This is a genomic window from Kutzneria kofuensis (assembly GCF_014203355.1).
GTDB lineage: Bacteria > Actinomycetota > Actinomycetes > Mycobacteriales > Pseudonocardiaceae > Kutzneria > Kutzneria kofuensis.
The window spans coordinates 7,391,747-7,403,025 of the sequence record NZ_JACHIR010000001.1 but is presented as its reverse complement, the minus strand read 5'-3'; the positions used below and the strand labels follow the sequence as shown (position 1 = coordinate 7,403,025).

Sequence of the window (11,279 nt, the reverse complement as noted above, 5' to 3'; positions counted from 1 at the left end):
ACGCTGAATTCGCAACAGCATTGACGGTGCCCGCCGGCTCGTCAAGGGGCCAGCACCGGCCTGGCCAGCTGCCGTCGCCACCGGGAGAACAACTTCGGCTGGTTCATGCCGAGCACCCCGACCAGCAGATCACCACGTTCGTAGACGGCGAGGAAGCTGCGTTGGTCGGTGTTGCCCTCGATCACCCGGACGGTGTCCCCCTCCCTCCGGCGACCGGCGAACTGGATGCGAACCCCGTACTGGTCTGACCAGAAATACGGCGCGGAGAGGTGCGGCCGCGGCTCGCCCAGCAGCGTCGCCGCCGCCGTGAGAGGCTGCTCCAGGGCGTTGGTCCAGTGCTCGGCGCGATGCCGGTCGTGCAGGTACACGCTGTACGACGCGGCGACGTCGCCCACCGCCACCACCTCGGGCAACCCGGTCGCGCAGGCCGCATCCGTGACGACGCCGTCGGCCAGCTGCAGCCCCGAGCCGGCAAGCCACTCGAAGTTCGGCGTCGCCCCGATGCCGACGACCACCACGTCCGCCGGGATCTGCCGGCCGTCGGCCAGCTCCACGCAGCGGACCCGGCTCGCCCCGAGGATGCGCTTCACCGGGACGTCGGTGATCAGGCGGACGCCGTGGTCGGCGTGCAGGCCGGCGCAGACCAGACCCATCTCCGACCCGAGCTGGCGGGCCAGCGGCACGGATTCCGTCTCGATGACCGTGACGTCCGCGCCCAGGTAGCGGGCGGTCGACGCCACCTCGGCGCCGATGAAGCCGGCCCCGACGACCACGAGTTGGGCACCCGGCACGAGTTCGCTGCGCAGCCGGATCGCGTCGTCCAACGTCCGCAGGACGTGGACGCCGTTGACGCCCTCGGTGCCCGGCAGCCACCGCGCCCGGGCACCCGTCGCGATGACCACGCCGTCGCAGCGCAGCGTCTGGCCGTTCGACAGCTGCAGGGACCGGTCGCGCGGGTGCAGGCTCAGCGCCCGCGTGCCCAACCGCCAGTCGAAGTCCAGCGCCTCGTCGTCCGGCGTGCGCAGGCCGATGTCCGAGCTCTTGCCGGCCAGGAACTCCTTGGACAGCGGTGGCCGGTCGTACGGCCGGTGCGGCTCGTCGCCCACGATGACCAGGCGGCCGTCGAAGCCCTGCTGGCGCAGGGCGCGGGCCGTGGACAGACCGGCCAGGGAGGCGCCGACCACCGCCGCCGTGCGCATCAGCAGGCCACTTCGCTGTAGGCCACCCGGATAACGCCGTCCTCGACGATCACCGGGTAGGTGCGGATCGGCTTCGTCGCCGGCGGGCCGCTCGGCTGGCCCGTGCGGAGGTCGAAGCAGGAGGCGTGCAGCGGGCACTCCACCGTGCAGCCTTCCAGCCAGCCGTCCGCCAGCGAGGCGTCCTGGTGCGTGCAGGTGTCGTCGACTGCATACAGTTCGCCGCCTTCCGTATGGAAGACGGCGATGGGCGGGTCGACGGTCGCGACTCTGACCGCCTCCCCCGGCGGCAGTTCGGCGACTCTGCACACCTCGATCACTTCGACCTCCGGTTGCGTATAGCACAACTTGTCGTGCTGCACGCAACAGAGTGAGCACCCGGCGATGCGCCGTCAAGGCTCCATCAGCTCGACTACAGTGCGCGCATGGCTTCAAGCGAGGGGTCGGCCGCACTCGTGCAGTCGGTCGACCGCGCGGTCTCCGTCCTGGAGTTCCTGGCCCTGCACGGCGAGATGGGCATCACCGAACTGGCCGCCGAGCTGGGGGTGCACAAGTCCACCGCGTTCCGGCTGGTGTCCGTGCTGGACTCCAGAGGGCTCGTCGAGCAGACCGGCGACCGCGGCAAGTACCGGCTCGGCTTCGGCATCGTCCGGCTGGCCGGGGCCACCGCCGCGCAGATGGACCTGTCCCGGGAGAGCCGTCCGGTGTGCGAGCGGCTGGCCGCCCAGGTCGGCGAGACCGTCAACGTCGCGATCCTCGACGGCGGCTACGCGATCAACGTCAGCCAGGTGCGGGGCAACGCCACCGTCGCCACCATCAACTGGGTCGGGCAGCGGACGCCGCTGCACGCCACCTCCAGCGGCAAGGTCCTGCTCGCCAACCAGCCCGCGACCATCCGCGAGGAACTGCTGGCCCGGCCCCTGACCATGTACACCCCTCGCACCATCATCGACTCCGGCCTGCTCCGCGCCGAGCTCGACGCCGCCCTCGCCGCCGGCTGGGCGAGCACCGCCGACGAGCTGGAGATCGGGTTGAACGCCGTGGCCGTGCCCATCCGCGGCATGGACGGCAACGTCGTGGCGGCGTTGAGCGTGTCCGGGCCGTCGTACCGGCTGACGACCGACCGGTTCGCCGAGGTCGCCCGGCTGGCGGCCGATGGCGCGAAGGAGATCAGCCACCGCATCGGCCACACCGGCTGACCGCCAGCACGCGAGTCCCGCTCTCGGGCTGGAGAGTTCCGTCCTCGGGCCCACCCACCTGACGCAACCACGCCGGAAGTAGCCCGAGGGCGGAACTCGCCGAGGTGCCCGAGAGCGGGACTCGCGGGGGTATGCCCGAAACCGTATTTCGGTAGGACGGAGAGCGGGACTCGCGGGGTGCCACGGCACGGGTGTTGTGGAGAGCGCAACGGTGCGCTTAATCTGCAACAGCGCAGGCTCCCTGGAGGTGTCATGTCCGAGCACCCCGACCGGCTGTGGCGGAATCCCGAACCCAGGTCCGGCTACGACGTGGTCATCGTCGGCGGTGGCGGGCACGGGCTGGCCACCGCGTACTACCTGGCGGCCAACCACGGCATCCGCAGGGTGGCGGTGCTGGAGAAGGGGTGGCTGGCGGGCGGGAACATGGCCCGGAACACGACGATCATCCGCTCGAACTACCTGTGGGACGAGAGCGCGGCGATCTACGAGCACGCCCTCAAGCTGTGGGAGGGCCTGTCCGCCGAGCTGGACTACGACATCCTGTTCAGCCAGCGGGGAGTGCTGAACCTGGCGCACACGCTGCAGGACGTCCGCGAGGGAACCCGCCGGGTGAACGCGAACCGGCTGAACGGGGTGGACGCGCAGTGGCTGGACCCGGACGAGGTCCGCAAGTTCTGCCCGATCGTCAACACCTCGCCGGACGTGCGCTACCCGGTGCTGGGCGCGACGCTGCAGCCGCGAGCGGGCATCGCCAAGCACGATCACGTGGCATGGGCGTTCGCGCGCAAGGCGGACGAGTTGGGCGTGGACCTGGTCCAGGGCTGCGAGGTCACGGGATTTCTCAAGGACGGCAACAAGGTCGTCGGGGTGGAGACGAACCTGGGGCCGATCGGCGCCGGCCGGGTCGGGCTCGCGGCGGCGGGGCACAGCAGTGTGCTGGCCAGCCTGGCGGGCGTGCGGCTGCCGGTGCAGAGCCATCCACTGCAGGCGCTGGTGTCGGAGCTGCTGGAACCGGTGCACCCGTGCGTGGTGATGTCGAACCACGTGCACGTCTACGTCAGCCAGGCGCACAAGGGCGAACTGGTCATGGGCGCGGGCATCGACCCGTACAACTCCTACGCGCAGCGCGGTTCGGTGCACGTGATCGAGCAGCAGATGGCGGCCGCGCTGGAGCTGTTCCCGATCTTCGCCCGGGCGCACGTGCTCCGCACCTGGGGCGGCATCGTCGACGTCACCCCGGACGCGTCGCCGATCATCGGCCCGACCCCGGTGGACAACCTCTTCGTCAACTGCGGCTGGGGCACCGGCGGTTTCAAGGCGACACCGGCCTCCGGCTGGACGTACGCGCACACGCTGGCGACCGGCAAGGCGCACCCGCTGAACGCGCCCTTCGCCCTGGAGCGGTTCACCACGGGGGCGCTGATCGACGAGCACGGCGCCGCGGCCGTCGCACACTAGAGGGAGGTACCGATGTTGCTCATCCCGTGCCCCTGGTGCGGCGACCGCGACGAGACCGAGTTCCACTACGGCGGCCAGGCGGGTGTGCCGTACCCGGAGCGGCCGGCGGAACTGTCCGATGAGGACTGGGGCGAATACCTGTTCGTACGCGACAATCCGAAGGGCCCGTTCGCCGAACGCTGGTCGCACGCGGCCGGGTGCCGGCGCTGGTTCAGCATCGTCCGCGACACGGCGACACATGAGATCGTCCGATGAGACTCCCCGAGGGCGGTCGAATCGACCGCACGAAGCCGTTGCGCTTCACCGTGGACGACATCGAGTACACGGGCTGCGCCGGCGACACGCTGGCGTCGGCGATGATCGCGAACGGGCTGCTGGAGGTCGCGCCGAGCACGTACCGGGGACGGCCGCGCGGGATCTTCGCGGCGGGCGTGGACGAGCCGAACGCGTTGGTGCAGCTGGACGATCCCATGCAGCTGGCCACGACCGTCGAGCTGGTCGACGGCCTGGCGGCAAACCTGTTGTCGGGCAAGGGAAGGTTGACCGACACGCCGGATCCGGCCCGGTACGACAAGCGGAACGTGCACTGCGACGTGCTGGTGATCGGCGGCGGCCCGGCGGGCGTCGCCGCGGCGCTGGCAGCGGGGCGGACCGGGGCGCGCACGATCCTCGCCGACGAGCAGCGCGAGCTCGGCGGCTCGCTCCTGACGGAGAACCGGCTGCTGGACTGGCTGGCCGACGCCGTCGAGGAGCTCGACTCCTTGCCGGAGACCAGGGTTCTCACCGGCACCACGGCATTCGGCTACTACGACCAGAACTTCGTTGCCCTGGCGGAAAAGCACCGCGTATGGCACGTTCGCGCACGGCGGGTGGTGCTGGCGACCGGCGCGCACGAGCGGCCGCTGGTGTTCGTCGACAACGACCTGCCGGGCATCATGTTGTCCTCGGCGGTCCGCCAGTACGTCAACCGGTACGCGGCGCTGCCGGGCGAAAACATCGTGGTCGCGACGACGAACGACAGCGCATACGAGACGGCGTTCGACCTGGCCGACCGTACATCGGCGATTGTAGACAGTCGACCGAATCCTCCGGCCGGGCTGGTCAGCCGGGCCAGGGAACTCGGCATCGAGGTGCTCACCGGCTCGGTGGTGCGGCAGGCGCTGGGCACGCGCCGAATCGGCGGCGTGCGGGTGGGCGACCGACTGATCGCCTGTGATCTGCTGGCGGTGTCCGGCGGCTGGAACCCGGCCGTGCACCTGTTCTCCCAGTCCCAGGGCAAGACCCGGTACGACGAGCGGGTCGCCGCCTTCGTGCCGGACAAGTCCGTGCAGGCGCAGCACATCGTGGGCGCCGCGAACGCCGTCTACGACCTCGCCGGCTGCCTGGACGAAGGCTTCCGAGCCGGCCTGGAGGCGGCACGGCTGACCGGATTCGCCGGCACCCTGCCGGAAGTTCCTCACACCACGACGGAAGCCACCGCACCCCCGGAACCGGTGTGGTTCGTGGACGGCCCGGAGGACCGCCAGTTCGTTGACCTGCAACGGGATGCGACCGTCGCCGACGTGCGCCGGGCGACCGGAGCGGGCATGCGGTCGGTGGAGCACGTGAAGCGGTACACCACCATCGGCACCGCACACGACCAGGGCAAAACCGCCGGGTTCGCGGCGATCGGCGTGATCGCGCAGCTGCTCGGGGCGTCCACGCCGGGTGGCGTTGGCGCCACGACCTACCGCCCGCCCTACACGCCGGTGTCGTTCGCCCTGCTGGCCGGTCGGGATCGAGGCGAGCTGCACGATCCCGTGCGCATGACGCCGATGCACGACTGGCATGTCCGCAACGGCGCGGTGTTCGAGAACGTCGGCCAGTGGAAGCGTCCCTGGTACTACCCGCGGCCCGGCGAGGACATGAAGGCGGCCGTGCTCCGCGAGTGCCGGGCCGCGCGCACCGGCGTCGCGGTGATGGACGCGTCCACCCTTGGCAAGATCGACATCCAGGGTCCGGACGCCGGCGAGTTCCTGAACCGCATGTACACCAACGCGTTCGCCAAGCTCAAGGTCGGCCACTGCCGGTACGGGCTGCTGTGCAAGGCCGACGGCATGGTGTTCGACGACGGCGTGGTCATGCGCATCGCCGAGAACCGGTTCCTGGCCACGACAACCACGGGTAACGCGGCCGCGGTGCTGGACTGGTTCGAGGAGTGGGCGCAGACGGAGTGGCCGGACCTCAAGGTGTGGTTCACCTCCGTCACCGAGCAGTGGGCGACGATCGCGGTCGTCGGACCGCAGGCCCGTACCGTGATGGCCCTGGTCGCGCCGGACGTGGACTGCTCGGCGGCGGCGTTCGAGTTCATGACGTTCCGCGACGTCGAGCTGGGCGACGGAACCCCGGCGCGGATCGCCCGGGTGTCGTTCTCCGGCGAGCTGGCCTTCGAGATCCATGTGGACGGCCGGCACGGCGCCCGCGTCTGGGACGCCGTGATGGCGACCGGACTGCCGACGCCGTACGGCACCGAAACCATGCACGTGCTGCGGGCGGAGAAGGGGTACGTGATCGTCGGCCAGGACACCGACGGCACGGTCACCCCGCACGACCTCGGCATGGAGTGGATCGTCTCGCCACGCAAGGACTTCGTCGGCAAGCGCTCGTACCAGCGGCCCGACACGTCCCGGCCGGACCGCAAGCAGCTGGTCGGCTTGCTGCCGCAGAACCCCGACGACCTGCTGCCCGAAGGCGCGCAGCTGATCGCGCCGGACACGCCGCTGGAGCCGCCGGTGCCGATGATCGGCCACGTGACGTCCAGCTACCACAGCGCCGCGCTGGAACGGACCTTCGCGCTGGCGCTGGTCAAGGGTGGGAGGCAGCTCGTCGGCCGGACCGTGCTGGCGCCGCTGGCCGATCGGACGATCGCCGCCACGGTGACCGAGCCGATCTTCTACGACCCGGAGGGGACGCGCCGAGATGGGTGAGGGCCACACCACGACCGTCGAGCTGCGCGAGGTCGACCTGCCGCACCAGGTCGACCTGCGGGTCGATCCCGTCGGCCCGGCGGTGACCCGGATCGGGGAGCTGCTCGGCACGCCGCTGCCGGTGGTGCCGAACACCGGCTCCGAGGCCGTGCTGTGGCTCGGACCCGACCAGTGGCTGGTGTTCGGCGCGACCGAAGCCCAGCTGCGGGCCGCGCTCGGCGACACCCCCGGTTCCGTCGTGGACGTCTCGGCCAACCGAGTGGCCCTGGAGCTGTCCGGGGCAGACGCCCGTGAGGTGCTGGAGCAGGGCTGCTCGATCGACCTGCACCCGCGCGCCTTCGGCCCGGGCCGGTGCGCGCAGACCATGCTGGCCCGCGCCAACGTGGTGCTCTACCAGGTCGACGACGCGCCGACGTACCGGCTGCTGGTGCGACCCTCGTTCGCCGGCTACCTCACGTCGTGGCTTCGGGATGCGCTGACGGCGGTGGGGTGACCAGATCGTCCGGCTGCTGCGACATCTCCCACAGCGGCAGGTGGAAGCTCTCCTTACGGATCCGCAGGTCGTGGTAGAGCAGCGTGAGCACGCCGATCATGAACGGCTGTGTGATCGCCATCGCCACGGCGTACAGCACGCCGAACGCGATCATCACGGGCGGCGAGAGCAGCGCGCCGAACATCGCCGCCGGATCCGGGTTCCGGCTGTTCATGATGTTCGGCAGCTGGGTGAACTGCACCGCCGAGATCGGGATCTGCACCAGGTAGCTGGCCACGTAGCTCATGACCATGGCCAGCAGGAAGATGCCGAACACCCGCCACCAACCGCCGCGCACCAGCCAGCTGGAGCGGCGCAGCGCGGTCAGCACCGGCGCCGGCTCCAGGATCAGCGCGGTCGGCGCAAGCACGTAGGAGATCAGAAGGTAGTAGGCCAGGACCACCCCACCCAGGCACAGCAGGATGCCGATGCCGACCACGCCGCCGGAGCCGGTGGCCACGGCCACCAGCACCATCAGTCCGAACGGCACGAAAACGCAGCCGAACACCATCAGCCCGACGAGCACCACCAGGCCGGACAGCGGCAGCATCCGTGGCGCGGCGGCGCGCAGCGCCTGGCCGAAAGTGGTGGTTCGGCCCAGCACCGCGCGGCTCACCACGACCGTGACCACGGCCTGGGTGACCACGTACGCCGCGGCGAACACCACCAGCAGCACGGCCGCGAAGACCAACCAGCTCTGGAGGAAGGCCCAGAACTGATCGTCGGTCGGCCGCCGCCGGCCGGCCATGTCCGCGAACGCGGCGATCATGCCGCGCGCCGGCGCGAAGGCGGCGAGCATGGCGGTCAGGTAAGCGGCCAACGGCACCAGGATCGCGGACCGCCAGTTGCGGAAGATCGCCCGGAACGAGCCGTTGATCATGGCTCCGACGTCCACCGGGCGCAGCGGGAGCACACCTGGCTGGGGCGCCTCCGGGGGCGGCTGGACGTACTGCTGCGGGTACTGGAGGTACTGCTCCGGATTGTCCGTCATGTCTCCCCCTGAGGTGCTCGGCCCATGGTGTCACGGCGGTACCACCGGGTGGACGGGAAGGCCTGTTGATCAGGCCGTTCGGCGGCACTGGTTACCCCGATCGAGGCACACCGAACGTGACGACGAGCCGCGCACCGTACCGGGCCTACCCCCGTTGACCTGCGAAAACTCCCCTATCGGGCGAGAATCGCGAACTTATCCGCGCCGCACACTCCGCTACGGGCCCTCGTGGTGGCATGATGTGCCGTGAGACCGGGGCTTTTCGTTGTGATGGCCTGGCTCGGCTTACAGGGAGTTAGTGGTATGGCGCAGGGCAATGTGAAGTGGTTCAACAGCGAAAAGGGCTTCGGGTTCATCGCGCAGGACGGTGGCGGTCCCGACGTCTTCGTGCACTACTCGGAGATCCAGGGTAGCGGCTTCAAGACCCTGGACGAGGGTCAGCGCGTCGAGTTCGAGATCGGCCAGGGCCAGAAGGGCCCGCAGGCCCAGAGCGTCCGCGCCATCTGAGCCGAACAGAGGGGCCCGCGCCGACCGGCGCGGGCCCTTCCGTATGTATGGCGCGCGTTCCGCGCGCGGCTCGGCCCCCGGGTAGCCGATGCCTCGCCCTTGCTGGATTTCGCCCGCCGCGTCGGCTCGGGTGACGGCGCGCGTCGGGTGGCGGCGGGCGAAATCCAGCAACCGTGCGAAGCATCGGCGGGGCCTCGCGGCCTGTCCTGACTTGGCTATTTCTCAGCGTCGTACCGAGCCTGGTTCGCGGTGACCTCCAGCATGTGGTCCTCGACGAACTCGATCAGCTCGAACAGCCGCTTCGCGGTCGCCTCACCCAGCGGCGTGAGGCTGTAGTCCACCCGCGGCGGGATCGTCGCCTGCGCGTCGCGGCGAACGAAGCCGTCCCGCTCCAGCGCCTGCAGGGTCTGGGCGAGCATCTTCTCGCTGACCCCGTCCACGCGCCTGCGCAGCGCGTTGAACCGCATCGTGCCGTCGCGCAGCGCGGCCAGCGCCAGGATTCCCCACCGCCCGGTGACGTGCTCCAGAGTCGCCCGGGACGAGCAGTTGCGGGCGAACACGTCGAACAGGACGCGGCCGTGCTCCTCGAAGTCGGACCCGCTCATGCCACCCATGGTAGCTCACGCACAGCACAACCCTGCAGTTTGCACTTTCTAAAAGTTAGTGCAATCCTCGTGACGGTACGAACCTGAACGAAGGAGCACGTCAGATGATTGTCGTGACCGGCGCCACCGGCGCCCTCGGCCGTCTCGTTCTCGCTGGTCTGCCCGCCGCCGACACCGTGGGGCTGGTCCGCGACCCGGCCAAGGCCGCCGACCTCGGCGTGCCGGTGCGGGTCGGCAGCTACGACGACCCGGCCAGCCTGGCCGGCGCGTTCGACGGCGCCGACAAGGTGCTGTTCATCTCCGGCAGCGAGGTCGGCAAGCGCGTCGACCAGCACCGCGCCGTCGTGGACGCGGCCAAGGCCGCCGGCGTGCCGCACCTCGTGTACACCAGCATCCTGCACGCCGACACCAGCCCGCTGAGCCTCGCCGCCGAGCACAAGGCCACCGAGGTGATGATCCGCGAGGCCGGCATCCCGTTCACCTTCCTGCGCAACAGCTGGTACACGGAGATGTACGCGCCGACCTTCCAGCAGGCCGCGGCCACCGGGTCCTTCATCGGCAGCGCCGGCGAGGGCCGGCTGGCCACCGCCGCCCGGGCCGACTACGCCGAGGCCGCCGTCGCCGTGCTGACCGGGACCGGGCACGAGAACAAGATCTACGAGCTGGCCGGCGACGTGGCGTGGAGCTACCAGGACCTGGCCGCCGCGGTCGCCGACGTGACCGGCAAGGCCGTCGAGTACCGGAACTTGAGCTCGGCCGAGCACCGCGCCGCCCTGACCGAGGCCGGCCTGCCGCCGCACGTGGTGGACCTGCTCGTCGAGGTCGACGGCAACCTGGCCGGCGGGGCGCTGGTCGACGGCTCCGGCGACCTGTCGCGGCTGATCGGGCACCCGACCACGCCGCTGACGTCCTCGATCGCCGCCACTCTCGGCCGCTGACCCGGGGGTTCTCCGGCAGACTGCCGGCATGGAATCACTGACGATCACGCTCGGCGAGCACGTGTTCGACGCGCTCGCCGCCGGTCCCGCGGACGGCGACTTGGTGCTGCTGCTGCACGGCTACCCCGAGTTCGCCGACTGCTGGACCGAGGAGCTCACCGCGCTGGGCGCGGCCGGCTACCGGGCTGTGGCCGTCGACCAGCGCGGCTACTCCCCCGGCGCGCGGCCCACGTCGGTTTCCGACTACACCGTGGACAACCTGGTGTCCGACGCCCTGGGCTTCGCCGACTCCCAGGGCGGCGGGCGCTTCCACCTCGTCGCCCACGACTGGGGCGGCGCCGTCGCGTGGACGCTGGCCGGTGCGCACTCCGACCGGCTCAAGTCCCTGACCGTGCTGGCCACGCCGCACCCCCAGGCCCTGCACGCCGCCGTGCAGTCCGACCGGGACCAGTACGAGAAGTTCGCCTACATCCGACTGTTCCGCGGCAACGTCGGGGGCGCCGAGCAGGCCGTCCTCGCCGACAACGGCAACCGGCTGCGGGCCGCCTACGGCGGCCGGGTGTCCGAGGAACTGGTGGAGCGCAACGTCAAGCGGCTCTCCGAGCCGGGAGTGCTGACCGCGGCGCTGAACTGGTACCGGGCCGTGGCCACCGACGACCTGGACATCCCCGCCGGCCGCGTGTCGGCGCCGACGCTGTTCGTCTGGGGCAGCGAGGACCAGGCGCTGGGACGGACCGCCGCCGAGGCCACCAAGGACTGGGTGGACGGGCCGTACCGGTTCGTCGAGCTGGCCGGGGCCAGCCACTGGCTGCCCGAGGACTCGGCGGACAAGGTGATCCCGCTGCTGCTGGAGCACCTCGCCGCGAACAAGGACTGATCGGATGCGG

Annotated in this window: 12 protein-coding genes; 8 read left to right on the top strand and 4 right to left on the bottom strand. The window is 70.6% G+C overall.

Annotated features, from left to right (window positions below; genetic code table 11):
- Positions 1–41: 41 nt before the first annotated feature.
- Both BJ998_RS33820 and BJ998_RS33815 read right to left on the bottom strand, forming a co-directional pair.
- Positions 42–1,199 (bottom strand): NAD(P)/FAD-dependent oxidoreductase, encoded by a 1,158-nt coding sequence (locus BJ998_RS33820; RefSeq protein WP_184867368.1) that lies wholly within the window; start codon positions 1,197–1,199, stop codon positions 42–44.
- A complete protein-coding gene (locus tag BJ998_RS33815) occupies positions 1,199–1,516 on the bottom strand; it encodes a bifunctional 3-phenylpropionate/cinnamic acid dioxygenase ferredoxin subunit (protein ID WP_184869113.1) in 318 nt (105 codons plus the stop codon). The genes BJ998_RS33820 and BJ998_RS33815 overlap by 1 nt, the downstream gene beginning before the upstream one ends.
- A 105-nt stretch (positions 1,517–1,621) precedes the next feature.
- On the opposite strand from BJ998_RS33815, the gene BJ998_RS33810 reads away from it, so the two are divergent.
- The 5 genes from BJ998_RS33810 (at position 1,622) to BJ998_RS33795 (ending at position 7,312) form a co-directional block, all read left to right on the top strand.
- Positions 1,622–2,395 carry an IclR family transcriptional regulator gene (locus BJ998_RS33810; RefSeq protein ID WP_184867367.1) on the top strand — a complete coding sequence of 258 codons (774 nt, stop codon included), beginning with the start codon at positions 1,622–1,624 and terminating at the stop codon, positions 2,393–2,395.
- A 252-nt stretch (positions 2,396–2,647) separates the two neighbouring features.
- Entirely contained in the window at positions 2,648–3,853 is a 1,206-nt protein-coding gene (locus tag BJ998_RS33805; protein ID WP_184867366.1) for a sarcosine oxidase subunit beta family protein, read from the top strand.
- Between the two features lie 12 nt (positions 3,854–3,865).
- Positions 3,866–4,108, top strand: coding sequence for a sarcosine oxidase subunit delta (locus BJ998_RS46745; RefSeq protein WP_221338211.1), 243 nt, complete (start codon positions 3,866–3,868; stop codon positions 4,106–4,108).
- Positions 4,105–6,819 carry a 2Fe-2S iron-sulfur cluster-binding protein gene (locus BJ998_RS33800; protein WP_221338210.1) on the top strand — a complete coding sequence of 905 codons (2,715 nt, stop codon included), beginning with the start codon at positions 4,105–4,107 and terminating at the stop codon, positions 6,817–6,819. The genes BJ998_RS46745 and BJ998_RS33800 overlap by 4 nt, the downstream gene beginning before the upstream one ends.
- Complete coding sequence (locus BJ998_RS33795; protein ID WP_184867365.1) at positions 6,812–7,312, top strand: sarcosine oxidase subunit gamma; 501 nt, start codon at positions 6,812–6,814, stop codon at positions 7,310–7,312. Before BJ998_RS33800 ends, BJ998_RS33795 begins: the two co-directional genes overlap by 8 nt.
- On the opposite strand, the gene BJ998_RS33790 is transcribed toward BJ998_RS33795, so the two are convergent.
- Positions 7,272–8,342, bottom strand: coding sequence for a DUF7847 domain-containing protein (locus BJ998_RS33790; RefSeq protein WP_184867364.1), 1,071 nt, complete (start codon positions 8,340–8,342; stop codon positions 7,272–7,274). The two genes, BJ998_RS33795 and BJ998_RS33790, sit on opposite strands and share 41 nt — an antisense overlap.
- A gap of 303 nt (positions 8,343–8,645) precedes the next feature.
- Here BJ998_RS33790 and BJ998_RS33785 point away from each other — a divergent pair, with 303 nt between their 5' ends.
- The gene (locus BJ998_RS33785) at positions 8,646–8,849 is read left to right on the top strand and encodes a cold-shock protein (RefSeq protein ID WP_184867363.1); all 204 of its coding nucleotides are present in this window, start codon (positions 8,646–8,648) and stop codon (positions 8,847–8,849) included.
- Between the two features lie 215 nt (positions 8,850–9,064).
- Here the strand turns inward: BJ998_RS33785 and BJ998_RS33780 are convergent, their stop codons facing one another.
- Positions 9,065–9,454 (bottom strand): winged helix-turn-helix transcriptional regulator, encoded by a 390-nt coding sequence (locus BJ998_RS33780; protein WP_184867362.1) that lies wholly within the window; start codon positions 9,452–9,454, stop codon positions 9,065–9,067.
- A 104-nt stretch (positions 9,455–9,558) separates the two neighbouring features.
- Between BJ998_RS33780 and BJ998_RS33775 the strand changes: the two genes are divergently transcribed.
- Both BJ998_RS33775 and BJ998_RS33770 read left to right on the top strand, forming a co-directional pair.
- A complete protein-coding gene (locus BJ998_RS33775; RefSeq protein WP_184867361.1) occupies positions 9,559–10,392 on the top strand; it encodes an SDR family oxidoreductase in 834 nt (277 codons plus the stop codon).
- A gap of 28 nt (positions 10,393–10,420) precedes the next feature.
- The gene (locus tag BJ998_RS33770) at positions 10,421–11,269 is read left to right on the top strand and encodes an alpha/beta fold hydrolase (RefSeq protein ID WP_184867360.1); all 849 of its coding nucleotides are present in this window, start codon (positions 10,421–10,423) and stop codon (positions 11,267–11,269) included.
- The last annotated feature ends 10 nt before the right edge of the window (positions 11,270–11,279 follow it).

Coding starts and splice junctions, on each gene's coding strand:
- BJ998_RS33770 (WP_184867360.1), top strand. CDS start 10,421: ATGGAATCACTGACGATCACGCTCGGCGAGCACGTGTTCGACGCGCTC.
- BJ998_RS33775 (WP_184867361.1), top strand. CDS start 9,559: ATGATTGTCGTGACCGGCGCCACCGGCGCCCTCGGCCGTCTCGTTCTC.
- BJ998_RS33790 (WP_184867364.1), bottom strand. CDS start 8,342: ATGACGGACAATCCGGAGCAGTACCTCCAGTACCCGCAGCAGTACGTC.
- BJ998_RS33810 (WP_184867367.1), top strand. CDS start 1,622: ATGGCTTCAAGCGAGGGGTCGGCCGCACTCGTGCAGTCGGTCGACCGC.
- BJ998_RS33805 (WP_184867366.1), top strand. CDS start 2,648: ATGTCCGAGCACCCCGACCGGCTGTGGCGGAATCCCGAACCCAGGTCC.
- BJ998_RS33820 (WP_184867368.1), bottom strand. CDS start 1,199: ATGCGCACGGCGGCGGTGGTCGGCGCCTCCCTGGCCGGTCTGTCCACG.
- BJ998_RS33785 (WP_184867363.1), top strand. CDS start 8,646: ATGGCGCAGGGCAATGTGAAGTGGTTCAACAGCGAAAAGGGCTTCGGG.
- BJ998_RS33800 (WP_221338210.1), top strand. CDS start 4,105: ATGAGACTCCCCGAGGGCGGTCGAATCGACCGCACGAAGCCGTTGCGC.
- BJ998_RS33780 (WP_184867362.1), bottom strand. CDS start 9,454: ATGAGCGGGTCCGACTTCGAGGAGCACGGCCGCGTCCTGTTCGACGTG.
- BJ998_RS33795 (WP_184867365.1), top strand. CDS start 6,812: ATGGGTGAGGGCCACACCACGACCGTCGAGCTGCGCGAGGTCGACCTG.
- BJ998_RS46745 (WP_221338211.1), top strand. CDS start 3,866: ATGTTGCTCATCCCGTGCCCCTGGTGCGGCGACCGCGACGAGACCGAG.